21 protein-coding genes and 1 tRNA gene are annotated in these 25823 nt (G+C 66.0%); 7 read left to right on the top strand and 15 right to left on the bottom strand.

Annotated features, from left to right (window positions below):
• Window positions 1-19 precede the first annotated feature (19 nt).
• The 6 genes from SBP01_RS04110 to SBP01_RS04085 all read right to left on the bottom strand — a co-directional run bounded on the left by SBP01_RS04110 (window position 20) and on the right by SBP01_RS04085 (window position 5928).
• A complete protein-coding gene (locus SBP01_RS04110; protein ID WP_275214536.1) occupies window positions 20-943 on the bottom strand; it encodes a deoxyribose-phosphate aldolase in 924 nt (307 codons plus the stop codon).
• Complete coding sequence (gene iolC / locus SBP01_RS04105; protein ID WP_320537567.1) at window positions 940-1968, bottom strand: 5-dehydro-2-deoxygluconokinase; 1029 nt, start codon at window positions 1966-1968, stop codon at window positions 940-942. The genes SBP01_RS04110 and iolC overlap by 4 nt, the downstream gene beginning before the upstream one ends.
• A gap of 198 nt (window positions 1969-2166) precedes the next feature.
• Window positions 2167-2571, bottom strand: a complete 405-nt coding sequence (locus SBP01_RS04100) for a tautomerase family protein (RefSeq protein WP_320537566.1) — start codon at window positions 2569-2571, stop codon at window positions 2167-2169.
• A 344-nt stretch (window positions 2572-2915) separates the two neighbouring features.
• Window positions 2916-3818, bottom strand: a complete 903-nt coding sequence (sucD, locus tag SBP01_RS04095) for a succinate--CoA ligase subunit alpha (RefSeq protein WP_320537565.1) — start codon at window positions 3816-3818, stop codon at window positions 2916-2918.
• A gap of 10 nt (window positions 3819-3828) precedes the next feature.
• Window positions 3829-4998, bottom strand: a complete 1170-nt coding sequence (sucC, locus tag SBP01_RS04090) for an ADP-forming succinate--CoA ligase subunit beta (RefSeq protein WP_275214540.1) — start codon at window positions 4996-4998, stop codon at window positions 3829-3831.
• A 222-nt stretch (window positions 4999-5220) separates the two neighbouring features.
• The gene (locus SBP01_RS04085) at window positions 5221-5928 is read right to left on the bottom strand and encodes a hypothetical protein (protein ID WP_320537564.1); all 708 of its coding nucleotides are present in this window, start codon (window positions 5926-5928) and stop codon (window positions 5221-5223) included.
• Between the two features lie 174 nt (window positions 5929-6102).
• Here SBP01_RS04085 and SBP01_RS04080 point away from each other — a divergent pair, with 174 nt between their 5' ends.
• Window positions 6103-7488 (top strand): MBL fold metallo-hydrolase, encoded by a 1386-nt coding sequence (locus SBP01_RS04080; RefSeq protein ID WP_320537563.1) that lies wholly within the window; start codon window positions 6103-6105, stop codon window positions 7486-7488.
• A gap of 9 nt (window positions 7489-7497) precedes the next feature.
• On the opposite strand, the gene pcrA is transcribed toward SBP01_RS04080, so the two are convergent.
• Window positions 7498-10086, bottom strand: a complete 2589-nt coding sequence (pcrA, locus tag SBP01_RS04075; RefSeq protein ID WP_320537562.1) for a DNA helicase PcrA — start codon at window positions 10084-10086, stop codon at window positions 7498-7500.
• 119 nt (window positions 10087-10205) lie between these two features.
• Entirely contained in the window at window positions 10206-11033 is an 828-nt protein-coding gene (locus tag SBP01_RS04070) for an inositol monophosphatase family protein (RefSeq protein WP_320537561.1), read from the bottom strand.
• Window positions 11034-11065: 32 nt separating this feature from the next.
• On the opposite strand from SBP01_RS04070, the gene SBP01_RS04065 reads away from it, so the two are divergent.
• A complete protein-coding gene (locus tag SBP01_RS04065) occupies window positions 11066-11716 on the top strand; it encodes a hypothetical protein (RefSeq protein WP_320537560.1) in 651 nt (216 codons plus the stop codon).
• Here SBP01_RS04065 and SBP01_RS04060 read toward each other — a convergent pair.
• Complete coding sequence (locus SBP01_RS04060) at window positions 11688-12449, bottom strand: DUF998 domain-containing protein (RefSeq protein ID WP_320537559.1); 762 nt, start codon at window positions 12447-12449, stop codon at window positions 11688-11690. The genes SBP01_RS04065 and SBP01_RS04060 overlap by 29 nt on opposite strands.
• 83 nt (window positions 12450-12532) lie before the next feature.
• On the opposite strand from SBP01_RS04060, the gene SBP01_RS04055 reads away from it, so the two are divergent.
• The 3 genes from SBP01_RS04055 to SBP01_RS04045 all read left to right on the top strand — a co-directional run bounded on the left by SBP01_RS04055 (window position 12533) and on the right by SBP01_RS04045 (window position 13529).
• Window positions 12533-12605: transfer RNA gene (locus tag SBP01_RS04055), tRNA-Arg, on the top strand.
• Between the two features lies 1 nt (window position 12606).
• Window positions 12607-13089: a DUF6314 family protein gene (locus SBP01_RS04050; RefSeq protein WP_320537558.1), complete on the top strand. Its 483-nt coding sequence runs from the start codon at window positions 12607-12609 to the stop codon at window positions 13087-13089.
• Window positions 13086-13529: an NUDIX domain-containing protein gene (locus SBP01_RS04045; protein ID WP_320537557.1), complete on the top strand. Its 444-nt coding sequence runs from the start codon at window positions 13086-13088 to the stop codon at window positions 13527-13529. Before SBP01_RS04050 ends, SBP01_RS04045 begins: the two co-directional genes overlap by 4 nt.
• A gap of 69 nt (window positions 13530-13598) precedes the next feature.
• Here the strand turns inward: SBP01_RS04045 and SBP01_RS04040 are convergent, their stop codons facing one another.
• Window positions 13599-15512, bottom strand: a complete 1914-nt coding sequence (locus SBP01_RS04040; protein ID WP_275214549.1) for an ABC transporter ATP-binding protein — start codon at window positions 15510-15512, stop codon at window positions 13599-13601.
• On the bottom strand, window positions 15509-17179 hold the full coding sequence (locus SBP01_RS04035; protein ID WP_320537556.1) for an ABC-F family ATP-binding cassette domain-containing protein: 1671 nt from the start codon (window positions 17177-17179) through the stop codon (window positions 15509-15511). The genes SBP01_RS04040 and SBP01_RS04035 overlap by 4 nt, the downstream gene beginning before the upstream one ends.
• A gap of 255 nt (window positions 17180-17434) precedes the next feature.
• Between SBP01_RS04035 and SBP01_RS04030 the strand changes: the two genes are divergently transcribed.
• Both SBP01_RS04030 and SBP01_RS04025 read left to right on the top strand, forming a co-directional pair.
• A complete protein-coding gene (locus tag SBP01_RS04030; RefSeq protein WP_320537555.1) occupies window positions 17435-18217 on the top strand; it encodes a hypothetical protein in 783 nt (260 codons plus the stop codon).
• Entirely contained in the window at window positions 18214-18951 is a 738-nt protein-coding gene (locus SBP01_RS04025; RefSeq protein ID WP_320537554.1) for a hypothetical protein, read from the top strand. Before SBP01_RS04030 ends, SBP01_RS04025 begins: the two co-directional genes overlap by 4 nt.
• Before the next feature lie 174 nt (window positions 18952-19125).
• On the opposite strand, the gene SBP01_RS04020 is transcribed toward SBP01_RS04025, so the two are convergent.
• From SBP01_RS04020 to SBP01_RS04005, 4 genes are all read right to left on the bottom strand, one after another.
• Window positions 19126-20232 carry an LLM class flavin-dependent oxidoreductase gene (locus SBP01_RS04020; RefSeq protein WP_320537553.1) on the bottom strand — a complete coding sequence of 369 codons (1107 nt, stop codon included), beginning with the start codon at window positions 20230-20232 and terminating at the stop codon, window positions 19126-19128.
• A gap of 25 nt (window positions 20233-20257) precedes the next feature.
• Entirely contained in the window at window positions 20258-23299 is a 3042-nt protein-coding gene (locus SBP01_RS04015) for an alpha-mannosidase (protein WP_320537552.1), read from the bottom strand.
• Window positions 23300-23426: 127 nt separating this feature from the next.
• Entirely contained in the window at window positions 23427-24326 is a 900-nt protein-coding gene (gene fdhD / locus SBP01_RS04010) for a formate dehydrogenase accessory sulfurtransferase FdhD (RefSeq protein ID WP_320537551.1), read from the bottom strand.
• Window positions 24327-24409: 83 nt separating this feature from the next.
• Window positions 24410-25819 (bottom strand): molybdopterin molybdotransferase MoeA, encoded by a 1410-nt coding sequence (locus tag SBP01_RS04005; RefSeq protein ID WP_320537550.1) that lies wholly within the window; start codon window positions 25817-25819, stop codon window positions 24410-24412.
• Window positions 25820-25823 lie beyond the last annotated feature (4 nt).

Raw genomic sequence — 25823 nt, 5'->3', positions numbered from 1 at the left:
GTTGCTGTTCCCACGATAATTACTCCGATACTTTCGCTGATGACTGCAGCACAGGCGTCTTGAGCAGGGACGCGGCGGTCGCGACTGCTCCGGCAACGTCGCCGTCGGCCGGGTAGAGCAGTGTCCGTCCCACGGTCAGGCCTTGGACCCCGGGCAAAGCCAGGGCTGCCTGCCAGCTGGCAAACACCTCGTCCTGCGTGCCGTCCGGGTCCCCGCCCAACAGCACGGTGGGCAGCGTGGTGGCCGCCATGACCCGCTCCATCTCCGCAACCACCGGGAGTTTCATCCAGGTGTACGCGCTGGTGGAACCCAGGCCTTCGGCGATGGCCACCGACTTGATCACGGCATCCGTGCTCAGGTCATTGCGGACCCTGCCGTTCTGCCACGAGGAGAGAAATGGCTCCACCATGGCGATCAGCTTGCGCTCGGCCAGTGAATCGATGACCTTGGCCGTGGCTTCCAGCATGGGCACCGTGTCCGGGTCGCCCAGGCAGATGCGCGTGAGCATCTTCCCGCCGTCGGCCCCCAGCGCCGCTAGCGCAGCCGCGGTATGGCCGGTGAAACGGTCATCAATTTCGTTCACCAGGCCGGACAGTCCGCCGCGGTTCATGGAACCGAAAAGGAGCTTGCCTTCCAAGGCACCGAGGAGGAGCAGGTCATCCATGACGTCCGGAGATGCCAGGACGCCGTCGACGGCGGGGTTGGAAAGGGCGATCTGCAGGCGGTCCAACAGGCCACGCCGGTCCGCCATGGCCACGGGATCGCTGCCGACCGCGAGGGCGCCGCGGGCGGGGTGGTCAGCGGCGACAATGAAGTTCTGGACGCCGTACTTGAGGCCTGGATGGCGGCGGCGCGAGGCGGCTGCCCGGGCTACGGCGTCGGGGTCTTCCAGCCGCAGCGCACTGAGGTGCTCATAGCGGCGGGGATCGTCGTTGAGGTTCAAGACGCTGCTCCTTCGGAAACTGCTTCAGGGGATGTGCCGGCGCCGGCGAACTCGGGGACAAGGCGGCCGCGTTCGGCCAGCAGCGAGGTGACTTCCTCCGGCGTCGGCATTGCATCGGCACAGGAGAGGCGCGAGGCCACGATGGCACCCGCCGCGTTGGCGAAGTCCAGCACCTGGGCGAGCGGCCAGCCGGACAGCAGCCCATGGCAGAACGCACCGCCGAACGAATCACCGGCGCCCAGCCCGTTGACGGTCTCCACCGGCACCGGTGCGGAAACGACGCGCTCCGTGCGTGTCTTCGCCATCACGCCCTCTGCGCCAAGCTTGACCACGGCAATCTCGACGCCGGCGGCCAGCAAACGGTCGGCCTGCTCATCGGGGGTTCCCGCCCCGACGGCGACGGCACACTCCTTGTCGTTGCCGATCGCCACCGTCACGTGGGGCAGAATCCTGGCGACCTGTTCCCGGGCTTCCGTTTCGGAAGCCCAGAACATGGGCCGGTAGTCCAGGTCCAGGACGGTGAACTGGCCGATTTTCAGTTGGTCGCGGTCCCGGGCCTCATGGGCGGCGAGGTGCGCTTCCCGGCTGGGCTCCTGGCACAAGCCGGTCACGGTGGACCAGAAGATCCGGGCGTTCCGGATGGCGTCCAGGTCAAGCTCTTCGGCGTGGATCTGGAGGTCCGGTGCGGTGGGGAAACGGCCGTAGAAGTAGAGCGGAAACTCGTCCGTGGCCGGCTTGATGGCGCAGAACGTCACAGCGGTGGGCCATTCTTTGACCGGGGTGACGAAGGAGTCGTCCACGCCGAACTTGCGCAGTTCGCGGTGCAGGTAGGTGCCAAAGGCGTCATCGCCGGTGCGGGTGATCACTCCGGTCCGCCGGCCATGCCGGGCGGCTGCCACCGCTACGTTCGAGGGCGAGCCTCCGAGGTACTTGCCGAAGGACTGCACGTCCTCCAGATCCACACCGATGTCGTTCGGGTAGATATCAACGCTGATGCGCCCGATCGTGAGCAGTTCGTGGTTCACGGTGATCGCGGACCTTTCTGTTGTGAACTCTTGCGGGACTGAGCTCCGGTGCCTGGGGGCCGTACGTGAGCGGGGCCACAACCACTACTCTGCACCAGATTTCATGTCCTGTCAAAGGTTTGTACTGACATAACTACAACGAAACGTAGTCTTTGAAAAAAGTACTCCGGGCAGTCCGCCAAGAGCCGGGCGAGGCCGCTATTTACCGGGCACTGCCAGTTCTCCCGTGACATACTGCGCGCGGCCGAAGCCGAACGACCAGTCGCTGGCCGTGTTTTCCACGTAACCCAGGAAGACGTCCTCCCCGGCAACGCCAACTTCGGCCAACCGCTCGGCGATGGCCGCAAAGAGTGACTGCTTGGCCTCCGGGCCTCGGCCGCCCTGGGTAAAAATCTGGATCATCACCACTTCCGAAGACCGCTCAAACCCAAGGCCTGCATCCTGGGCGACAATTTGGCCCGGCGCGTGCTCGGTGACGATGTGGAAGTAGTCCCGCTCAGGAATGCCATACTCCGCCAGGATGGCGTCGTGGATCCCGCGGCTGAGGCGTCCCAACTCCTCAGGGCTTCGGCCTGCGTTGACATCGATTCGAACCAGCGGCATAGAACTTCTCCTTGATCTAGTTTGTCCTGACATACTAGCAAACAACCGAAAGTGAAAGCAACGCCTTTGGACCAGCTCCTCCCACAGAGCAACGCGGGGTCACTTGATGCCGGATTTCACGTCTTAATCGGCCAGGAAGTGACCCCGCGTTGCGGTGCGGCGGGGCGCTGAAGGTGGCCGGACGGAGTTAACGACGACGGCGCCCGCCGCCTTCGGGATGAAGGTGACGGGCGCCGTCGTACTTGAGTCAGCACGCGTTAAAGGCCAGCGCGGGGTCACTCCGCGCCCGATCCAACCTCTGGATGGGGCGGGGAGTGACCCCGCGTTGTGGTGGTGCTGTGAACCTAGAGCGCTGCGTAAACTTCGCGCAGCAGCGTGGCGGTCTCGGACGGCGTCTTGCCGACCTTCACGCCAGCAGCCTCAAGGGCTTCCTTCTTGGCCTGCGCGGTACCTGCGGAACCGGAGACGATGGCGCCGGCGTGGCCCATGGTCTTGCCTTCGGGAGCGGTGAAGCCGGCCACGTAGCCGACAACCGGCTTGGTGACGTGTGCCTTGATGTACTCGGCGGCACGCTCTTCGGCGTCGCCGCCGATTTCGCCGATCATCACGATCGCCTTGGTCTCGGGGTCAGCCTCGAACGCGGCCAGGGCGTCGATGTGCGTGGTGCCGATGACGGGGTCGCCACCGATGCCGATGGCGGTGGAGAAGCCGAGGTCGCGCAGTTCGTACATCATCTGGTAGGTCAGGGTGCCGGACTTGGAAACCAGTCCGATGGGGCCCTTGCCGGTGATGTTGTTCGGCGTGATGCCGACCAGTGCTTCGCCGGGGGTGATGATGCCGGGGCAGTTCGGGCCGATGATGCGGGTGACCTGCTTGCCGTCGGCGTCAACCTTGGACTGGGCGAGGGCCCAGAACTCGGCGGAATCCTGGACGGGCACGCCTTCGGTGATGACAACTACGAGGCCGATGCCGGCTTCGATGGCTTCAACCACGGCGTTCTTGGTGAATGCCGGCGGGACGAAGACGATGGAGACGTCGGCGCCGGTTTCGGCCATGGCTTCCTTGACGGTGCCGTAGACGTTGATTTCAGCGTCGCCGTGCAGGACCGTGGTACCGGCCTTGCGGGCGTTGACGCCACCCACAATGTTGGTGCCGGCCTTCAGCATCAGGGCGGTGTGCTTGGTGCCTTCGCCGCCGGTGATGCCCTGGACGATGACCTTGGAGTCCTTGTTCAGATAGATAGACATGGTGCGTCCCTTACTTAGCTGCGTTGGCGAGCTCGGCGGCCTTGTCGGCGCCCTCGTCCATGGTGGCGGCCAGGGTAACCAGCGGGTGGTTGGCCTCGGCCAGGATGCGGCGGCCTTCCTCAACGTTGTTGCCGTCGAGGCGGACTACCAGCGGCTTGTTGGCGTTGTGGCCCAGCTCGGCCAGCGCACCGACGATGCCCTTGGCGACGGCGTCACACGCGGTGATGCCACCGAAGACGTTCACGAACACGGACTTGACCTGCTCGTCTCCGAGGATGACGTCGAGGCCGGCAGCCATGACCTCGGCGGAAGCTCCACCGCCGATGTCCAGGAAGTTGGCGGGCTTGACGTTGCCGTGGTTTTCACCGGCGTAGGCAACAACGTCCAGGGTGGACATGACCAGGCCTGCACCGTTACCGATGATGCCCACCTCGCCGTCCAGCTTGACGTAGTTCAGGTCCTGTGCCTTGGCCTTGGCCTCGAGCGGGTCCGCAGCGTCCTTGTCTTCAAGGAGGGCGTGCTTGGCGTGGCGGAACTCGGCGTTCTCATCCAGCGTCACCTTGCCATCGAGTGCCACGATGTCGCCTGCGCCGGTCTTGACCAGCGGGTTGACCTCCACGAGGGTGGCGTCTTCCTTCTTGAAGACGTCCCAGAGCTTGAGGATCACGGCGGCGACCTTGCCGCGCAGTTCCTCGGAGAAGCCTGCGGCTGCGACGATTTCGTCTGCCTTGGCCTGGTCGATTCCAACGGCGGGATCGATTGCGACCTTCGCCAGCGCGTCAGGGCGTTCGACGGCGAGCTGTTCGATTTCCATGCCGCCTTCAACCGAGCACATGGCCAGGTAGTTGCGGTTGGCGCGGTCCAGCAGCACGGAGAAGTAGTACTCCTCGGCGATGTCGGCACCCTGGGCAATCATCACCTTTTTGACGGTGTGGCCCTTGATGTCCATGCCCAGGATGTTGGTGGCGTGCTCAAGTGCTTCGTCAGCTGACTTGGCTACCTTGACGCCGCCGGCCTTGCCGCGACCGCCTACCTTTACCTGTGCTTTAACAACAGTCACGCCGCCGATTTTTTCGGCTGCTGCTTTTGCTTCTTCTGGGGTGTACGCCACGATGCCGGCAAGCACGGGTACACCGTGCGCCTCGAACATATCGCGCGCCTGGTATTCAAACAGGTCCACGGTTTAGTGTCCTTCTACGTCGAAGTAGTTTCTGTACAGTCGGGCACCGCCGAAGACGATGACCGGGCTGCGGATTGCAAGCACCTGCGGCCAGTCCTAGAACGGGCCACCGTGCGTAATGCTCCACTCGGAACTCTAGTCCTCTCTGAGGACCGGCCCGTTCCACAGTACCCCTTATGTGAGTAAGCACACTATTCTATGGAACGTAGAAAAAGCCCTAGATTACGGGGTTTTTGGGGTGCCGGCAGGGGTTGGGACGGCGGTTCCGGGAGGCTTGGAAATGGCTTCGTAATGATCCCTGGCAACGAAGAACGCGACGCCGCCGGAGACATTTCCGCACGCTACACCATGGTTGTACGGCGAGCAGCGGAGACCGTTCCGTTCCAGGTTGGCGCCGTCAGCCAGGACAGGCAGTTCGCTGAGCGGGCCGCGCCTGGTACCCCGGGGCCCGTATGCGGCCTCCATGAGTGTGACGCCTGAACGGCATTCGCCGTAGGTGGCCTTCTTCGGGGTAAGCAGGACGGTGCCGCCGAGGTAGCCCAAACCGGTTCCCGCGCAATCGTCCGTGATATCCGCCGCGCCAGGTTTCGGGTAGGCCGCCAGTTCACAGTGGGCCACAGGCACGGTGGCCAGCTTGGCGTTCGCGGGGGCGCTGAAGCTGTTCGGCTCGTACGGGAGGTTGAGGTGCTCACCCCTGGCGGACGTCAGCGAGCACACGATGTTCCGGTCCTCGGTGATGAAGGAAAGGACGTCCTGGCTGCTACCAAACTGCGCCGGGTCCACCAGGGCCGCCTGTTCCAGCTGCTCCAGGGGCGGCCGCGGCGGCGGAGCCACATAACCGGGGTCAGCCGTGGTGATGGTGCAGGCCGTGGCCGCCGGCAGAATGAAGGCGGCGAAGATCCCCAGTACAGTCCGTCGCATGGTCCCCATTATGCTTCATGGCTGCGGCTGGACCCGGGGGCGGCCACCGCTGGCAGCGCGCGAAACCGTCCGCCGTGCACCTAACGTGGCCATATAAATCTGCGGGGCGTAGGCTGTTGCCACTTGGGCTCCGCGCAGGCGCCCCAAGGGTATTCCCGGAATCCCGCACCCAAGGAGCGCCCCGTGGAGAAACATCAGTCGGCGAGGCTGAGGTTTCTCGGCGCAACGGACACGGTGACCGGATCCAGGTATCTGGTCGAGTCACCGGAACGGCGGATTCTGGTCGAGTGCGGGCTCTTCCAGGGCTATAAACGGATCCGGGACCGAAACCGCGTGTCATTTCCCGTCAGTCCGGCCAACCTTGATGCCGTCATCCTCACCCACGCCCATCTGGACCACACGGGCTACGTTCCGGCGCTGGTCCGGGACGGCTTCCGCGGCCCGATCTATGCGACACCGGGAACCACCGAGTTGTGCACCCTGCTTTTGCCTGACAGCGGTTACCTGCAGGAGGAAGAGGCCCGCCACGCGGATGACCGGGGTTCTTCCCAACACCACCCCCCGCAGCCGCTCTATACGGCAGAAGACGCTGTTCGTTCGCTCAACAGTTTCAAAACCCGGGACTTCGACACTCCGTTCGAACTGGGAAACGGCATCGAGGCAACCTTCCTTCCCGCCGGCCATATCCTCGGCGCTGCCCAAATTCAGCTCACCGTCGGCGGCCGGTCCGTGCACTTCACCGGTGACCTCGGCCGCGCCAACGACCCCCTCATGTATCCGCCAAGAAACCTGCAGTCTGTCGACGTGCTGGTGACTGAATCCACCTACGGGAACCGGGCACACCCCGCCGGGAACCCGGAGGCCGAACTGGGCGAGATCATCAGGCGCGTGGCAAAGAGGCAGGGCGTCATCATGATCGCAGCCTTCGCCGTGGGACGGGCCGAGACGGTATTGCTGCACCTGTCACGGCTGATGAGGAAGAAGGCGGTCCCGGATATCCCTGTCTATCTCAACAGTCCCATGGCCATTGATGCCTCCGGCATGTATCAGCGCCACCGCGAGGAACACCGGCTCGAACAGCACGAATTTGAGGCGATGTATAAGCTGGCCACCCCTGTCCGGAGCGCCGACGATTCCAAACTGCTCAACCTCCGGGGCGGTCCGATGATCATCCTTTCCGCCAGCGGCATGCTCACCGGAGGCCGGATTCTGCACCACCTTGAGAACTACGGGCCCGACCCGCGCAACGCGATCATCCTCAACGGATACCAGGCCGCGGGAACCAGGGGCGCTTCACTCGCAGCCGGCGAGCATCATCTGCGCATCTACGGACAGGACATCCGGATCGGGGCCGAAGTCATCCAGATGGAAGGCCTGTCCGCCCATGCCGACGCCGACGAGCTGATCCAATGGATGCGGACCGCCCCCACAGCACCGTCAATGACCTATATCACCCACGGCGAAGCCGACTCGTCCGACGCCCTCCGCATCCGGATCAAACGCGAACTCGGCTGGAAGGCCCGGGTGCCCGAATACCTGGAATCCGTCTCAATGGACCATCCCGGCTAGGAGCTCTTCTCAGGCGTCCAGTTTGGTCAGGGGCGCGTAGCGCAGCAGGAGCCGCTTCTCGCCGACGTCGAACTTGACCTTGGCCACGGTCTTGTCTCCGGCGCCTTCCAGTGCCAGCACGGTTCCGTTGCCGAAGCTCGTGTGGTTGACCTTGTCGCCCACACTGACGGCCACGATTTCCTTCTGCGGCTGCACCCGGTTCTTGGCGAGAGCGGCGGGAACATCAGCGTTGAACCCGGCCGAGGAGTCTGCCGCCGCTCCCCGCGGCGTGCCGGCGCCCCAGAAGGATCCGCCATACCGGCTTGAGCCGATTGACCCGCCGCTCCCCCAGCCGCCGGACTGCCGGCTGGTTCCTTCACGTTTCCAATCGACCAGTTCGGCCGGGATTTCTTCGAGGAACTGGCTGGCGGGGTTGTACTGGCTCTGGCCCCACATGCTGCGGACTTCAGACCGCGTGACGTACAACCGTTTGCGGGCGCGGGTCAGGCCCACGTACGCCAGCCGGCGTTCTTCGGCGAGTTCCTTGGGATCCGTGGCGGAGCGCTGGTGCGGGAAAAGCCCGTGCTCCATGCCGGTGAGGAACACCACCGGGAACTCGAGGCCCTTGGCTGTGTGGAGGGTCATCAGCGTGACCACGCCCAGGCGTTTGGCCTCGGCCACCGCGGCGTCGATGTCGGCACCGGGGGCATCAGGGATCTGGTCCGCGTCAGCCACCAGGGACACCTGCTCCAGGAAGGCGCCCAGGGACCCCTCCGGATTCTCCTGTTCGTATTCACGCACGACGGCGACCAGTTCCGCCAGGTTCTCCACGCGGGACTCGTCCTGTGGATCAGTGCTGGAACGCAGCCCGGCGAGGTAGCCGGTCTGTTCGAGGACCGCTTCCAGCGCTGCGGCGGCACCGGAACCGGTAGCCACTTCGGCGAGATCGTCCAGCAGTTTCACAAACCCCAGGACGGCGTTGACGGAGCGGGTCGCCATGCCGGGGGCTTCCTCGGCCCGCCGCGCCGCCGCCATGAAGGACATCCGCTCCCGCTGGGCGAACGCCGCCACGGCACCCTCGGCGCGGTCGCCGATGCCGCGCTTGGGTTCGTTGAGCACCCGGCGCAGGTTGACGTCGTCGTCAGGGTTGACCAGCACCCGCAGGTAGGCGAGGGCATCCTTGATTTCCTTGCGTTCGTAGAACCGCGTGCCGCCCACCACCTTGTACGGCAGCCCCACCCGGACCAGGACGTCCTCGATGGAGCGGGACTGCGCGTTGGTGCGGTAGAAGATGGCCACATCCCCCGGGCGCAGGTTGTCCTCGTCCTGGAGCCGGTCAATTTCCTTGGCGATGAACTGGGCTTCGTCGTGCTCGTTCTCACCCACGTAGCCAACAATCTTGTGGCCCTCACCCTCGGCCGTCCACAGCCGCTTTTCGGGGCGGTTGGGGTTGCGTGAGATCACGGAGTTGGCGGCAGTGAGGATGTTTTGGGTGGAACGGTAGTTCTGTTCCAACTTGATGGTCCGGGCTTCCGGGTAGTCCTTTTCGAACTCCACGATGTTGCGGATATCGGCACCGCGGAAAGCGTAGATGGACTGGTCCGAGTCCCCCACCACCGTGAGCTCCGACGCGCCGGGGCCCTCGCCAACAATCTCCCGGACCAGGGCGTACTGGGCGTGGTTGGTGTCCTGGTATTCGTCCACCAGGACGTGCCGGAACCGGCGGCGGTAAGAGTCCGCGAGCGCCGGGAAGGCCCGGAAAATATAGACGGTCTCGGCGATGAGGTCATCGAAGTCCATGGCGTTGGCCTGGCGCAGCCGCTGGGTGTAACCCTTGAAGACATCCGCCACGGCGCTTTCGAAGGGGTCGTTGAAGTTAGCGGCGGAGGCGAACGAATCGGCGTCGATGAGTTCGTTCTTCAGCGCTGAAATCTTGTGCTGGATGGCCTTGGGCGCGAATTTCTTGGGGTCCAGGTCCAGGCCCTTGGACACCTGGGTGACCAGCCGCAGGGAGTCCGCGGAGTCGTAGATGGAGAAGTTGGACTTCAGGCCCACGTTGGCCGCTTCCTGGCGCAGGATCCGCACGCAGGAGGAGTGGAACGTGGAGATCCACATGATCTTGGCCCGGCCGCCCACCAGGGCCGCGATGCGCTCCCGCATTTCGGCGGCGGCCTTGTTGGTGAAGGTGATGGCCAGGATCTCGCCGTAATGGGCCCGGTGCGTGGCGATGAGGTACGCGATCCTGTTGCTGAGCACCCGGGTCTTGCCCGAGCCGGCGCCGGCCACAATCAGCAGGGCGCTCCCGGCATGCTTGACGGCCTCCTCCTGCTGCGGGTTCAGCCCCTGCAGCAGCTCCGCAGCATTCGGCCGGAGGTGGGCGTGGTCCCCGGGACCTTCACCGTGGGGCTGCTGGCTGGCCCAGCCGCCGCCGCGCTGGATGCCCGGTTCAGCACCCTGCCCGCCACCTTGGAGGGAGCTGTTTCCGGTGCCGCCGCTGCCGCTGCCGCCCCCGGATTCGCCCGCCTCGGCGAAACCTTCCGGGCGCGACTTTGTGCGGGTGGAGGCTGCCGGGGCGGCCTTGAACGGTCCGTCAGAGTACGGGTCAAACAACATATCCATGGTGCCTACAAGTCTAGGCGGTGGGGCCGACACTCACGTTCAGCCTGTGGATAACGCCATCCACCGGGACCGTTCGGACCGGCGGCCGGCCGTTGGGCGAGCGGCGGGCCTGCCCGGGCTCAGGTCACCGAGCCGGCCAGGAGGGCCGCGCGCAACTCCCGCACCGCCGTCGTGCCTCCCGCCATGAACCACTGCAGCCCGTTGACCTGGACCGTGTCCGCGGCACCGCCGGCCGCCCGGACAATCGCCTTGCCCGGCAGCCAGTCCCATTCCGGGCAGCTGTGCTGGAACCAGCAACCCAGCTCTCCGTCGGCAACGCGGCCCAGGTCGCAGGACCCTGAGCCGAACATCCGCAGCGCGGCGGCGGACGTGGCCGCGGAGTGCCAGGGCATGGCGCACAGGGGATCCATCAGCCAGGTGGGGTGGATGTAGGTTGCCGCGCCGAATTCCGCGAGGGCGGTGCCGTTGCGCGCGCCGCCGTCCTGGTACGCGGTCAGGGCCTCGCCGTTGAGGGTGGCGGGGCGGGACGTTCCGCCAAGCCACAACTTATCCTCCTCCGGCTGGAAGATCGCACCCAGCAGCACGTCCGAGGAGTCCTTGAGGGCGATGGCGGAGCACCAGTACGTGGAGCCGTGCAGGAAGTTGTAGGTCCCGTCCACCGGGTCGATCACCCAGGTCCGGCCGCTGGTCCCGGCCACCGAGGCGCCCTCCTCGCCCAGGATGCCGTCGTCGGGCCTGCACCGCTGGAGCTGCTCCAGCACGTACGCCTCGGCAGCGTGGTCCGCGGCCGTCACAACATCCGAAATGGACGTCTTCTGCTGCGACTGCAGGCCGGCCATGCGCATCAGCAGTGCAAGCTGCCCCGCTTCGCGCACCAGTGCCGAGGCCAGCTGGTAGTCGTCCAGGGCGGGGTCAAGTTCGAGGGCGCTGTGCCTGCCTGTGGTCATGGCACCAGTCTATGCAGCGCCATAATGGTGCCATGGCCAAAACTCCAGCGCAGCGGATCAAGAAGCACGGCTCCAAGGCTGTCGTTCCACAGCACAGCCTCCCGCCGGTGATCAACCCCACCACCGCCCGTTCACCGCAGAAGGCCCAGAGCAACTCCAGGCTGATTGTGATCGCCGGGGTGGTGGCCAGCCTCTTCCTGTTCTGGTACCTGCACCTGCTCGCGCTGGACCAGATGACCCAGCTGTCCGCGGGGCTGGCCATGCCGGATTCCCTGGTGGGCGGCTTCGACGCGTCCTATGTTGGCCAGTTGCACGCGGCAATGGATGACGACGCCCGCGGCCAGCTCAACTACGTCCACAAAACGGCCGGGACGCTGTTCCCGCTCATCTTCGGCTTCACGTGGCTGCTGCTGATCGGCACCAACGTGGCCAGGAAATCGCTCCGCTGGGCCCTGTGGGCCGTCCCGCTGCTGTTTGTGGTGGTCCGGTTGTGGGGCAACGTCACCATCGATTCCGTGCTGGCCGCGGAAACGGCCGACGCCGGCCAGGTCGCCCTGGCGTCCGGGCTGACCGTTGCGGGCTGGGTCCTGTTCGTTGTGAGCCTGCTCGCCGGTGCCGCCGCGGTGTTCCTGGGTAAAAAGTCCGCCGAGGCAGCTAAGCCCGGGCCGCGGAAAGAGCCCTGACCTCCCGCCGGTGCCGGTGCACGCGCTGGGCAATCACCAGCCCGGTGGCCGCCACGCCCACCGTGACCGGGTACCCCATCAAGCGTTCCAGCGTGCCCGGCTCGGGGACATGCATCCTGGTAAGACCGCCTGTCACCAGTGCGGCGAATGAGGCCAGCCCGCACACCAGGACGAACCATCCGAGCGGTGTCTGCTGCAGCCACAGCACACCCAGCACCAGCACCGCGAGCGAGCCCGCAATGAAGTACATCAGCGCGCCGGTGTAGTGCCAGGCGGAGCCCAGGTCCTCGGGCACCAGTCCCACGATCATGGTCCCGGCACCCGCGGTGCCGGCCAGGAGCCGGACCCAGAGTGCGGCCAGCCACGGTTTCCGCCGCCCACGGTGGACCGTTGCTCCCGGCCGGGCCGCCACGCACAGCAGTCCCGAGCTCAGCAGCAACGCGCCCAGGAGCATGCCTAAACCCTGGACCACAAAGGACAGGTTCATCAGCCAGTGCAGCGGAGAACAGACATCCCGGCCGTCAAATATCCCGCAGTGCAACGCACCAAGATCGCTGATGTACCCGGTCCGGCGGCTGTAGGGCTGCGGCCCGGCCCAGCCTCCAATCACGGCTGTTTCGGCCACAAAATACTGCAGGACGCTCAGGACGGACCAGGCGCCGATGTAGTGGCGGGTGGACGCCGTGTCCGGGATGAAGACCGCTGCGGGCGAGGACATCGGGGCTGAACTCATGCCAAGAGCGTAGTACGGCCTCCCACCTTGTATGCTTGTATCCGTGTCCGGACGGACCGGCCCTGCCGGCCCAACGGACACCCGCCCTCGTAGCTCAGTGGATAGAGCACGGCTCTCCTAAAGCCGGTGTCGTTGGTTCGATTCCAATCGAGGGCACTTGAACCGTCCTGTTCCGGAGTTCAGCCTCCGCGCCTACCTGCTCGGCCCGGTGCAGCCGCCCGGCGCCGTGGCGGGAACGTGGGCCGTCGAACGCCAACTGCTGGACCGGTCCGCAGGCACCCGCGGAACCTTTACCGGCGTCGTACGTTTTGCCGTGACGGACGACGACGACGTGTCCTTCCGCGAAGAAGGCACCATGCGCTGGCCTACTTTCACCGGCCCCGCCTCCCGCGCCTATCTTCTGCGCCGCGCCGACCGGACAGACGCCCTGGACGTCTTCTTTGAGGACGGGCGCCCCTTCCACCGGATGAGCTTTAGCCCGGAAGCCAACCTGGACCGGCACTGGTGTGATCCCGATACCTACCGTGTGGCGTACACCTACGCGGGTCCCGATGCCTTCAGTTATTCGTGGGACGTGAGCGGGCCGCGCAAGGACCTCCTGCTGACCACGGAGCTGACGCGGCTAGGCTCGAACCCGTGAAAGCCCGCATTGTTGTCTCCGCCGTCTGCGTGTTCGACGACGCCGGGCGGCTCCTGACGGTCCGCAAACGCGGAACCACCATGTTTATGCACCCCGGCGGCAAGCCCGAACCCGGCGAGACGGCCGTGCAGGCCGCTTCCCGGGAGTTGGCCGAGGAGGTGGGGATCATTGTTGCCCCGGAGGACCTCCAGTTGATGGGCGTCTGGATTGCCGACGCCGCCAACGAGGCCGCCACCGACATCGAAGCCACGGTGTACCTCGCCCCCGGCACGTGGACGGCCGGCGCGTCAGCCGAGATCGCCGAGATCCGCTGGCTGGACCTTGCCGCGCTGGACCGGGACCGTGAGCGGGGCGTGCCGCTGCCCGCGGATCTCGCCCCGCTCCTGACCGATTACATCCTGCCCGAGCTGGCCGCCAAAGTAGGCCCCCACCCGAAGTAGGTAGCAGCAGGTGTCGTTTTGACGGCTCAAAAGGACACCTGCTGCTACCCAGTTGGGGAATCTAAAGCTCTAGTACTCGGGCACGGCTTCCTCCGCAACCGCGGTTGCCTCGGCGAACTGCGTCCGGTACAGCTCGGCGTAACGCCCCTCGGCCGCGAGCAGCTCGGTGTGCGTGCCACGTTCCACGATCCGGCCGTCCTCCACCACCAGGATGACGTCGGCGGCGCGGATTGTGGAGAGCCGGTGGGCAATCACGACGGCGGTGCGCCCCTCGAGCGCTGCGCCCAGTGCTTCCTGGACGGCGGCCTCGTTGGTGGAGTCCAGCGCCGCGGTGGCCTCGTCGAGGATGACCACCCGCGGCTGGGCGATGAGGAGGCGGGCGATGGTGAGCCGCTGGCGTTCGCCGCCGGAAAGCCGGTAGCCGCGCTCCCCCACCACAGTGTCCAGGCCGTCGGGGAGGGACCGGACCATGGTCTCCAGCCGGGCCTGCCGCAGGACATCCCACATGAGCTCGTCGCTGGCTTCCGGACGGGCCAGCCGCAGGTTGGAGGCAATGCTTTCATGGAACAGGTGACCGTCCTGGGTCACCATGCCCAGGGTCTGGCGCATCGAATCGAAGGTGAGGTCGCGGACGTCAACACCGCTTCCGGCCGTGGCCCCGCCAAAGCGGACCGCCCCTGAATCCACGTCGTACAGCCGCGAGAGCAGCTGCGCGATGGTTGACTTTCCAGCCCCGGAGGAGCCCACGAGGGCAACGGTCTGGCCGGGCTCCACCCGGAAGCTGATACCGTGCAGCACTTCTTCGCCGCCGCGGGTGTCCAGGGTTGAAACGTCCTCCAGCGAGGCGAGTGAAACCTTGTCCGCCGAAGGGTAGGAGAAGCGGACGTTATCGAACTCCACGGACAACGGACCGGCCGGGGAGGACACAGCATCGGGCTTCTGCTGGATGAGGGGTTTGAGGTCCAGGATTTCAAAGACCCGTTCGAAGCTGACCAGGGCGCTCATGATCTCCACCCGGGCGTTGGAGAGCGCCGTGAGCGGGGCGTAGAGGCGGGTGAGCAGCAGTGCCAGCACCACGACGTCGCCCGCGGCCAGTTGCCCCTGCAGCGCCAGGAAGCCGCCGAGGCCGTAGACCAGTGCGAGGGCCAGCGCCGAAACCAGTGTCAGGGCGGTCACGAAGGTGAACTGCAGCATCGCCGTCCGGATGCCGATGTCCCGCACCCGGCCTGCCCGCATGGCGAACTCGCGGGATTCCTCATCCGGCCGGCCGAAGAGCTTTACCAGCGTGGCGCCAGGGGCGGAGAACCGCTCGGTCATCTGGGTGCCCATGGAGGCGTTGTGCTCGGCAGCTTCACGGCGCAGGTCGGCCAGCTTCGAGCCCATCCGCCGTGCGGGGATCAGGAAGAGCGGCAGCAGGATCATGGCAAGCACGGTGATGAGCCAGGACTTCCCCAGCATCACCACAAGGGTCAGGGCGAGGGCCACAACGTTGCTGACTACCCCGGACAGTGTGCCGGCGAAGGCGGACTGGGCACCGATCACGTCATTGTTGAGCCGGCTGACCAGAGCACCGGTGCGGGTGCGGGTGAAGAAGGCGATGGGCATCTTCTGCACGTGGTCGAAGACCTTGGTGCGGAGGTCCACAATGACGCCTTCGCCGATGGTGGAGGAAAGCCAGCGCGTGACCAGTCCCAGCCCTGCTTCGGCGACAGCAACGATGGCGATCAGCACGGCCAGCCAGACCACCACGCCGGTGCCCGCGCCGGCGATGATGGCATCAACAACCTGGCCTGCCAGGACCGGGGTGGCAACGGCGAGGACGGCCATCACGATGGACAGCAGGACGAAGGCGATCAGCTTGCCCTTGTGCGGCCGGGCGAAGCCGAAAACACGCTTAAGCGTCTCCTTTGAGAAAGGCTTGGAGCCGCTCGAAGCGCGCGTGATGTTGTACAGGGAGCTCCAGGCCACCCGGTCCATACTCATGATTTATTGCCTTTCGGGGCGCCGTGGCCCAGCAGTTCGGTAACGACGCCGTTGTCCACATTCCACCGGACATCCAGCTGGACGTTCTCCAGCAGCCTCCGGTCATGGGTTACCAACAACAAAGCGCCCTCATAACTTCCCAGCGCCTCCTCCAGCTGCTCGATGGCAGGCAGGTCAAGGTGGTTAGTGGGTTCGTCCAGCACCAGCAGGTTCACGCCGCGTGCCTGCAGCAATGCCAGTGCGGCCCGGGTGCGCTCGCCCGGCGAAAGGGAATCCACCGGCCGGGCCGTGTGGTCAGCTTTGAGCCCGAACTTGGCCAGCAGCGTGCGGACCTCCGCCGGCGTCAGCTCGGGCAGGACCGCTTCCACAGCGTCCGCGAGGTTTAGATGGCCGGCCAGCAGTCCACGGGCCTGATCGATTTCGCCGATGGCCACCGAGGCGCCCATGGCGGCGTTGCCGGAGTCGGGAGCCTGCACACCCAGCAGCAGGCGCAGCAGCGTGGATTTGCCGGCACCGTTGGGCCCGGTGATTCCGACCCGCTCCCCCGCGTTCAGCTGCAGGTTCACCGGGCCGAGGGTGAAGCTGCCCTGGCTGACGACGGCGTCACGCAGCGTGGCCACCACGGCACTGGACTTCGGCGCCAGGCCGATGCTGAACTGCAGCTGCCATTCCTTCCGCGGCTCTTCCACCACGTCCAGCCGGGCGATCCGGGATTCCATCTGCCGGACCTTTTGCGCCTGTTTCTCCGACGATTCGGTGCTGGCCGCGCGGCGGATTTTGTCATTGTCGGGGCTCTTTTTCATGGCGTTCCGCACGCCTTGGGAACTCCACTCACGCTGGGTCCGGGCCCGGGAGACCAGGTCCGCCTTGGTGGACGCGAACTCCTCGAACTTTTCGCGGGCATGCCGCCGCGCCACGGCGCGTTCCTCCAGGAACGCCTCGTAGCCGCCGTCGTATACCGCAACGGAATTTTGGGCCAGGTCCAGCTCCACGATGGTGGTCACGCAGCGGGCCAGGAACTCGCGGTCGTGGGATACCAGCACCGCGCCGCCGCGCAGGCCCTGGACGAAGGCTTCCAGCTTCGCCAGGCCGGCCAGGTCCAGGTCGTTTGTGGGCTCATCCAGGAGCACCACGTCGAAGCGGCTGAGTAACAGGGCAGCCAGAGCGACGCGCGCGGCCTGGCCGCCGGAGAGCCCGGTCATGGGGGCTTCCGGCCCGGTTTCCAGCCCCAGATCAGCCAGGACGGCCGGGATGCGTTCGTCGAGGTCCGCTGCGCCGGACGCCATCCAGCGGTCAAAGGCGAGGGAGTAGGCGTCGTCGGAGCCGGGAGCCCCGGAACCCAGCGCTTCTGCCGTGGACTCCATCTCGGCGGTTGCCTGCGCGCAGCCGGTGCGGCGGGCGATGTAGCCCGCCACCGTCTCACCCGTCACCCGCTCGTGCTCCTGGGGAAGCCAGCCCACAAACGCATCAGCGGGGGCCAGGTTCACGCTGCCGGACTGGGGCTGGTCCACTCCGGCCAGCAGGCGCAGGAGGGTGGATTTGCCGGCGCCGTTGGCACCCACCACGCCCACAACGTCACCGGGAGCCACGGTGAGGGAGAGCTTCGAGAAAAGTGTCCGGTGGTCGTGGCCACCGGAAAGGTCTTTGGCAACAAGGGTTGCTGTCATGGCTAGGTCTGTCCTCTCGCCCGGCCGGCGGAAGGCCGGATGACCCCGCCTGAATCAGGCAGAATGCTGTGAAATCCGCAGCATGCCCGCCAGCAAAAGTGCCCGGGCACTAAAGAGCCCGCCGGTCCGGACTTGGGGGGTGTGCGGACCAACGGGCTCGACCATCAAGCATAGTCGACTCTGTCGGCTGCATCAAACCACCGGCCGCGGACACGCTAAAATCAAAAGCAATCATCCGTTCAGCAGAGAGCAGATATGCCCATTCCTGCCAAGGCGTTCCAACGCTGGCTGCACGGTATCGCACCCGACGCGAGCACTTCCGATGTTTGCCGGGCTGCCGGCATCAAACGGAGCACCCTGGCTCAGCAACTGGTGCGTGGCAAGGTTGCAGGGGCGACGGTGGTGAGCGTCAGCCGCGCTTACAACATCAACCCCGTCACCGCACTGGCCGGCTTTGACGACTTCCGGCAACTCGCCGGGCCGCCGCTGCAGCCCACCCGCTCCGAGCTGGTCAGCCAGATTTCCACGGCTGATCTCCTGCGGGCGCTGCTGCTCCGGGGCGTCGCCGAACCCGGCGGACCGGGAGAGTCCGGTGGGGGCGCCGCAGGGGTTCCGCTTGCCGGCCGTCCCGACCCGGGGCCAACGGTCCTGGTCCCGCCGCCGCATGCCACGTCCGTGCGGGACTGGGTGGAGGCAATCGACGACGGCGAACTGCGGCACCGCGTCTCCACCGCCACCGGGATCGCGCCGCAGAACTATTCGGCGCAGTTGACCGCCAACCGGCTCACCCCGGAGCTGGCCCTGGCTACGGCCCTGGCAGCCGGTGTGGCCGCGTCCGGTGGCCTGGTGGCAACCGGGCTGATCACGGAGGCCGAGGCCGGCTGGCCGCCCGGGGCCCGCCAGGCGGCGTTGGACAGTATGACCGACGGCGAACTGACCACCCTGGCCGGAGAACGGCTGCAGACGCTGGGCCGGGCCCTCCGCCGGCAGGAACATGACCAAGAACGAACCGACAAGATCTGGGAGAACCTGGGATGATCGAGACCCTGCAGTGGTGCACCCTGGGTATTTGCGGCCTGGTTGCCGCGGCCCGCGTGCCCAGCGCTCTCCGCGGGAACAACAGGACACTCTTTTATATCTTTGCCCTCATAACGCTGGCCATCCTGCTCAGTATCGAAGCGCCGTACGTGGCCATCGATCGGGCATTGGGGGGCCTCAACGTAGCCAACCTCATTCTTCGGCTGGTCATCTTCGCCACCATCTATTTCGTGGGGATCCGCATCGCCAAGGGCTTTGGGGCCACTGGCGCCTACCGGCTCATTACGGGACGGATGGGGATGGTCGCCCTGGGGCTGACCTCGCTGATTGTGCTTGTCTTCTTTCTCATGATGGATACTGCCGGTTCCTCGGCAGGCCTGGTGTCGGTATCGGTCAAGGACAGCCGCAATGGACTGCTGGTTGAGTACTACGGTGCCGCCGGCCGCGCGTACCCGGCCTATGTGTCACTTGTTCTGCTGCCAGCCATGGCGAGCGCAGTCCGCGGCACCTTACCGGGGCTGGTTCGGGTTTCGGCCTTTCTGTTGGCCGTCGGCTCCGCCGCCGTTGGCCTGACCCTGCTGTTCCCGCTCATACCACCGGAGTCCGGCTTTGTGGAGGCTGTTATCAATTACACGGCAGTGCTCTGCTTTGTAATGGGGCTGGCCGTAATCGGAGTCGCCGGAGTCGTTTACAGGCGACGAGACCCGCGGCAAAAGACTTCTACTGCAAAGTAGCTTTGCCGACTTTCACAAAATCATTAGACATGCCATAATCATGAATGTGTGAAGGTTGCGCGCGGGTGTTTACGAACGGGGATAACTTCTTGAACGCCGCATTGCCCTAAGCCATTACACGCATTGGGGGGATGAGTGGTGGCGGCCGTTGGGGACCGCCCCCACTCAGCCTGCTTAAGGGCCCTTTTCCCACCCGCGGCCATCGGCAGTGTTGCCACCCGCTGACGCCAGTTCCATCTGAACGCGCGGAAGCACCTCAGTGCCCAGCATCTCGATCGCTTCCAGTACGGTCCGCTGCGGGACGGACGAGAGATCCAGCTGGAAGATCTGCCTGTCATGCTGCAGATGCCCGTGCATCCTCAAGATCTTTTCAGCCACCTGCTCCGGGTTGCCCACAAACAAGGCGCCGCCGGGAGCGGACTCCATATTGTAGGAAACCCCGCTCGGAGTAGGGAATCCCCGCTCGGCAGAGATCCGGCGCATGGTGTCCAACCAATAAGGCCGGAAGACGTCTTTGGCCCGCCCTTTGCCGGAAGCGCCGTCAGCCAGCACCAGGCCGGGTGCGCTGACGCCCACCTTCAGGGGGGCGTCGCCGTGACCGTGTTCGACGGCGGTCTGCCGGTACAGGGCGGCATGCCGTTCGAAGTTCCGGACGGACCCGCCCAGCAGCGCATACATGACATTCAGCCCCAAGGTCGCGGCGCGGACCGATGAGTTGGGAGTTCCCCCGGTGGCAATCCAGATGTCCAGTTCGCGCTTGTCCTCCGCAGCGGGGAACGGGCGGGGCAGGATGAGGGCGTCGTCCAGGCCGGCGCGGAACCGGCCTGTCCAGGTCACGCGTTCCTGCGCATTGAGTTGGAGGAGCAGCCCCAGTTTCTCCTCGTAGAGAGCGTCATAGTCCTCCAGCCGGGCCCCGAACAGTGGATATGACTCGATGAAGCTCCCGCGCCCTGCCGTCAGCTCGGCGCGGCCCTGGCTGATGAGGTCGATGGTGGCGAACTGCTGGAAAACCCGCACCGGGTCCTCCGTGCTGAGGACGGTGACAGCACTGCCCACCTTGATCTGCCGGGTCTGTGCCGCGACGGCCGCCAGAACGGTCGCGGGCGACGTGACGGAATAGTCCGCACGATGATGCTCTCCCACCCCGAAATACTGGAGCCCCACCTGGTCCGCCAGCCGGGCACGCTCCAGGAGATCCTGCGTGTTCTGCTCCGGAGACACCCGTACGCCGCTGACGGGATCGCGGTGGATGTCCCCGAACGTAAATACTCCCAGCTCCATGAGTCCTACCGGTTGTCCATGAGCGCTACCGGGCGAACCGCAACGTGATCAGCTGGAACGGGCGCAGGGCAAGGTGGACGCTGCCCTGCCCTGCCGGTGTTACCCCGGGGGCCTCAGCCGGGCGCTCCAGGAGATCGGTCGCCTGCACGTCCAGGACGGGGAATGTTGCTTTGATGATTCCGGCCGAGCGCTGGCCCAGGGACTCGTAGAGGCGCACCACCACGTCGCCCGAACCGTCCTCCGCCAGCTTGACGGCTTCAACCACCAGGGCGGCGTTGTCCACCGTGAACAACGGCTCCACCCCGTGACCACCGCGAACCAGGCGCGGCGCCAGGTTGGTGCGGTACCCCTCCTCGACGGCTTCGGCGATTCCCGCCCCGGGGCGGACAGTAACCGTCAGTTCGTGGTGCCCGCGATCCGCCGACGGGTCAGGGAACTTCGGTGCCCGCAGCAGGGAGAGACGCACCGAGGTGGTGGTCCCGCCGTCGTCCTCCCGGACATTCCTGGTGACATCGTGGCCGTAGGTGGCCGAGTTTGAGATCGCGACGCCGTAGCCGGGTTCGGCCACGTGGATCCAGCGGTGCGCGCAGATCTCGAACTTCGCCGCCTCCCAGGAGGTGTTGTTGTGCGTGGGCCGGAATACGTGTCCGAACTGTGTTTCGGCAGCTGAGCGGTCGGCTTTGACGTCCAGCGGGAACCCCAGCTTGAGGAGTTTCTCACTCTCCTGCCACTCAACCGCAGTGGTGAAAGCCAGGGAGTCACTGCCAACGTCCAGCGTGATGCTTTGGGTCACCGGCGAGGAACCGGCCATCCGCTCAACCACCACCCTGGCGCCGCTTTCCGCGGGCTCCAGCCGGACGTCCTGCGCGTCCGTCAGGGCCGTGACGTTGCGGCGGTAGAACTCATCAATGTCCCAGGCGTCCCACTCGTTGGGGGTGTCCCGGTGCAGCTCCAGCAGGTTGCCGCGCGCGCCGGGCGCAATGGCTTCGCGTCCTGTGGCGTAGTCAGTTAGCGATGTGATGAGGCCGTCCGAGTCCAGGACAGCCCTGATAATGCCGTTATCCAGCACAAAACCGCCGTCCACTCCGTCGCCGTCCACTTCGTGGGACTGGACGGCGGGGCCCGCCACGGACGGCTCAGCCGCCCCGAGAGCCGGGACCCCGTTGCGCCCATGGGGAGCGGCATTGAGCAGGAACAGCCGCGAACCTTCCCCCAGCAGTGCGGCCGCGGCCTGGCCAATGAGGGCTTCCAAACCGGAACTGATGGCGGCGTAGTTCCGTTCGGCGTCCTGATGGACCCAGGCGATGGAACTGCCGGGCAGGATGTCGTGGAACTGCTGCAGGAGCACCAGTCGCCAGAGGCGCTTCAGCTCGGCGGCCGGGTAGGTAAAGGAGCTTCGGACGGCGGCCGTGGCGCACCAGAGTTCAGCCTCCCGCAGCAGGTGTTCACTCCGCCGGTTCCCGGCCTTGGTCTTGGCCTGGCTGGTGTACGTGCCCCGGTGGAGTTCCAGGTACATCTCCCCCACCCACACCGGAAGGGCCGCATAGCCCTCCTCGGCCTGGGTGAAGAAACTTTCGGCCGAACCGATCCGGACCTTGGGCGAGCCCTCCAGGTCGGCGGTGCGGTGGGCAGCGGCCAGCATCTCACGCGTGGGTCCGCCGCCGCCGTCGCCATAACCAAAGGGCACCAGCGAGGTGTTGGCACGGCCATGATCACGGAAATTCCGTTCTGCATGCGCCAGTTCCCGGCCCGTCAGTTCGGCGTTGTAGGTGTCCACCGGCGGGAAATGGGTGAAGAGCCGGGTACCGTCGATGCCTTCCCAGTTGAAGGTGTGGTGCGGCATCCGGTTGACCTGGTTCCACGAAATCTTCTGTGTGAGGAACCACCGGCTTCCGGCCGACTTCACAATCTGCGGCAGAGCGGCGGAGTACCCGAACGAATCCGGCAGCCAGGCTTCGCGGCACTCGACACCAAACTCCTGCAGGAAGTAGCTTTTGCCCTCCACGAACTGGCGGGCCATGGCCTCGCCGCCGGGCATGTTGGTGTCCGACTCGACCCACATGCCCCCCACCGGAACAAATTGGCCGGCCTTGACCTTTTCCCGGATCCTGCCGAAGAGCTCGGGGTAGAACTCCTTCATCCAGGCAAACTGCTGGGCCGAGGAGCAGGAAAATACAAAGCCCGGGTCCTCGTCCATCAGTGCCACCACGTTGGAGAAGGTCCTGGCACACTTGCGGATGGTCTCGCGAACCGGCCACAGCCAGGCGGAATCGATGTGGGCATGACCGGTGGCCACCAGCTGGTGCGCGGACGCATAGGCGGGCCGGGACAGGACCTCGGCCAGGGCAGCGCGGCCGGCGGCGGCAGTTCCCGGGACATCGTCGGGGTCCATCAGGTCCATCATGCGTTCCAGCGCACGGAGAATCTCGTGGCGCCGGGGCTGCTCCACCGGCAGCTCATGCATCAGCCCGGAGAGCGTCCAAACGTCCTGCTGGAGCTCCCAGACCGTCTGGTTCAGCTCCGCAATGGCGATCCTGCCCAGCCGGTACTGCGGGGCGGTGCCCGCCGTCGCCTTGTCCCCCAGTGGCGTGGCGGCGAACGTCCAGCCCTGCGCCATGTCAGGGTTGGCCGCCGCCTCCACATAGAAGTCAACGGCCATGCCGCTGCCGAGCAGCTTGAGCGGGATGTATTGGTTCCGCGGCGAAATCGCCTTGATGATGGTGCCGTCCGGGCGCCACGCGATGCCCTCGCACTGGAAGCCGGGGGCTTCGTTGATGAATCCAAGGTCCACGACGATCTCCACGGCCGTGTCCGCGCCGGTACCCCAGGCCTCGGGCACATCGCCTTGAAGCCGCAGCCATTTGGTGCCCCACGGCTGACCCCATGCTGCGCCGTGTTCCTGCGGGAGGAAGTCATGCCGCAGTGCTTCCATCACCGTGACGGGTTCGCCGGGAGCATCCCAGCTGGTCAGGGTCAGGGGGACGCTGCGGGGATATACGGCGGGATCGATCCGCTCTCGGACAAACCGGGCCAGTCGGACTTCGGTAATCCGGCGGTCGTCGTGCACTCTAAACCCTCTTAATAGGTGAATTGGACTGATCGAATCCGGACAACACAGTCCAATCGATGGATAAAATCTACCGGCTGGTCGACCAATAGCCAAGCACCTTCGTCCCCCCTGAGGCTGTGGCTGGCTATCCCGCGACCCGGGCTGCGGCGTCTTCCGCCTTGTTCGACGCGGCCAGGGTGACCCTTTCCTGACCGGCATAGATATTCATGCTTGTGCCGCGGCTGAACCCGGCCAGGGTCATGCCACTGGCCTGTGCGAGCTCTGCGGCGAGGCTGGAAGGGGCACTGACTGCCGCCAGGACCGGGATCCCGGCCAGCGCGGCTTTCTGGACGAGTTCAAACGATGCCCGCCCCGATACCTGCAGGACCAGCCCGGTCAACGGCAGCAGCCCCTCCCGCAGCGCCCAGCCCACTACCTTGTCCACGGCGTTGTGGCGGCCCACGTCCTCCCGGAGACACAAAAGCTCCACGCCGCCGTCGTCCGTTATCCGGAAAAGGCCCGCGGCGTGCACACCACCGGTGGTGTCAAAAACTGCCTGCGCTTCCCTCAGCCGGTCCGGCAGGACTGCCAGCACCTCCGCCGGGATGGTCAGCGGATCCGCGGCAGGGCTGTAGCGGGAAGATTTTTGCACAGCCTCGATTGAGTCCGTACCGCAGATGCCACATGAGCTCGAGGTGAAGACGTTCCGCCCCCTGGCCGGAAGTTCCACGTCAGGCCGCAACTGGGCTTCCACAACGTTGAACGTCTGAACGCCATTTTCATCCTCGCCGGCACAGAACCGGAGTGAAACAAGCTGTTCGGGCGCCCAAATGATTCCCTCGGACACCAGGAACCCGGCCACCAGGTCAAAGTCGTCACCGGGAGTCCGCATTGTGACCGAGAACGAAAGCTGACCGAGACGGATCTCCAGCGGCTCTTCCACGGCGAGGACGTCCTCACGGTGCCGGATGGGGAATTCCTGGGCAGCAGGCGAGCCGTCCAGGACGTATTTGTGGACCTTGCGGCGCTGGGTGACGCGTCCCATCAGCGGACTACCATGCTGTTCATAGGTCCATCATCGCACCACCCATAGGCTCGCGCAGTACCGTGGTGCCGTCCGGCCGCCCGTCAGCCGAGCAGGGCACTCCAGTCCACCGGACCGGCAGGCTTCGCGGCATCCTTGCCCGCGGTTCTGGTGGCACCCTTGGCTCCGGCCCGGGTTTTCGGCTTGGCGCCGGCCGGTTCGGGGACGGGAAGCGGCGGCCCCCACGGCAGCGCGAAGGCGGCCACAGGCTCGCCGAGCTGGACTCCGTGGGGCGGGACAACCATCACCCCATCTGCCGACGCCAGTCCGCGCATCATTCCGGGGCCGGTGTGCTTTGCCGGTGACGCCATTCCATAGAGGAGCCGGAAGGGCATCAGGCGGGTGCGGCCCGGTTCGGGTTCAATGGTGGTGCCGCAGGGGACGTGCTGGATGGGCGGCATGGTGCCGTGGCCCAGCGCGGCAAGCAACGGCGCACCCACCGTGGACAGCGCCATCATGGCGGCCAGCGGATTACCCGGCAGTCCCAGGACAAAACGTCCATCGGGGAGTTCGGCAAGCACAGCAGGGTGGCCGGGGCGCATAGCGATGCCGTCGATGACCAGCCTGCCGCCCAGCTCCGCCACGGCCCGGCGCAGGTGATCCGTGTGGGAGACTCCCGTCCCGCCGGTGGTGATAACGACGTCGGCGGGAAGCGCGGCAGGGTCCGGAACCTCCGGGGGGAGGTCCTCCAGCCCCGCCAACCATTCGGGGTAGGAATCGCCGATCCTTTCCTGACCGGCGTAGATGCCACCGAGCATGTCCACCACTGATGCCAGCTGAGGGCCGAACGTATCGCGGACCTGGCCCGGGGCGGGCAATCCGTGGGCCACCACCTCGGATCCCGTCAGCAGGAGCTTCACCACGGGCTTCCCGCGGACCAGCAGGTCGTCGTGCCCGGCCAGGGCGGCGACGGCCAGGTGCGCCGGGTTCAGGGTCACCCCGGCTTTGACCAGGACATCCCCTTCAACCGCTTCCTCGCCGGCTTTCCGGATGTGCTGACCGTTCCTGGGTTCACCGGGACGGGCGGTGCCGCCTGTTTGCAGCAGCGGCAGCCCGTCCTCGTCAGTGCCAAGCACGGCGCTTTCGCTGCGCAGCACCGCCCTTGCCCCGGGCGGGATCAATCCTCCCGTGACAATGGGACTGGCCTGATGCGGCGCGAGCCGCTGGCCGGGCTCCGACACAATCCACGGACCGCTGCCGTTAACTGCCCAGCCGTCCATGGCCGAGGACGCGTAGTGCGGCATGTCGTGGAGCGCGGCAATGTCTTCCACCAGGACCCGGCCCAAGGCCTGGCCGAGCGGAACACGTCCGGGCGGGATCGGGGTGGCGCCATCAAAGGCTGCTTTGCGTGCTTCTTCCCATGTATGGGCCAGGTGCACCGGGCCGGTCTCCGGCGTTGGCGGGGCGTGCAGCGGGTCGGGGCTCCCGGCTTCATCGCCGGGGGCGGTGGTCATTCGA

This window comes from Pseudarthrobacter sp. IC2-21, assembly GCF_034048115.1.
In the GTDB taxonomy this organism is placed as follows: Bacteria; Actinomycetota; Actinomycetes; order Actinomycetales; family Micrococcaceae; genus Arthrobacter; species Arthrobacter naphthalenicus.
This window is presented reverse-complemented; position numbering and strand designations above follow the sequence as displayed.

Excerpts from the sequence above, each read along its gene's own strand:
- SBP01_RS04100 (WP_320537566.1), bottom strand. The coding sequence starts at position 2,571 with ATGCCGCTGGTTCGAATCGATGTCAACGCAGGCCGAAGCCCTGAGGAG.
- sucD (WP_320537565.1), bottom strand. The coding sequence starts at position 3,818 with ATGTCTATCTATCTGAACAAGGACTCCAAGGTCATCGTCCAGGGCATC.
- SBP01_RS04085 (WP_320537564.1), bottom strand. The coding sequence starts at position 5,928 with ATGGGGACCATGCGACGGACTGTACTGGGGATCTTCGCCGCCTTCATT.
- pcrA (WP_320537562.1), bottom strand. The coding sequence starts at position 10,086 with ATGGATATGTTGTTTGACCCGTACTCTGACGGACCGTTCAAGGCCGCC.
- SBP01_RS04070 (WP_320537561.1), bottom strand. The coding sequence starts at position 11,033 with ATGACCACAGGCAGGCACAGCGCCCTCGAACTTGACCCCGCCCTGGAC.
- SBP01_RS04065 (WP_320537560.1), top strand. The coding sequence starts at position 11,066 with ATGGCCAAAACTCCAGCGCAGCGGATCAAGAAGCACGGCTCCAAGGCT.
- SBP01_RS04060 (WP_320537559.1), bottom strand. The coding sequence starts at position 12,449 with ATGAGTTCAGCCCCGATGTCCTCGCCCGCAGCGGTCTTCATCCCGGAC.
- SBP01_RS04040 (WP_275214549.1), bottom strand. The coding sequence starts at position 15,512 with ATGAGTATGGACCGGGTGGCCTGGAGCTCCCTGTACAACATCACGCGC.
- SBP01_RS04035 (WP_320537556.1), bottom strand. The coding sequence starts at position 17,179 with ATGACAGCAACCCTTGTTGCCAAAGACCTTTCCGGTGGCCACGACCAC.
- SBP01_RS04030 (WP_320537555.1), top strand. The coding sequence starts at position 17,435 with ATGCCCATTCCTGCCAAGGCGTTCCAACGCTGGCTGCACGGTATCGCA.
- SBP01_RS04025 (WP_320537554.1), top strand. The coding sequence starts at position 18,214 with ATGATCGAGACCCTGCAGTGGTGCACCCTGGGTATTTGCGGCCTGGTT.
- SBP01_RS04020 (WP_320537553.1), bottom strand. The coding sequence starts at position 20,232 with ATGGAGCTGGGAGTATTTACGTTCGGGGACATCCACCGCGATCCCGTC.
- fdhD (WP_320537551.1), bottom strand. The coding sequence starts at position 24,326 with ATGGGACGCGTCACCCAGCGCCGCAAGGTCCACAAATACGTCCTGGAC.
- SBP01_RS04005 (WP_320537550.1), bottom strand. The coding sequence starts at position 25,819 with ATGACCACCGCCCCCGGCGATGAAGCCGGGAGCCCCGACCCGCTGCAC.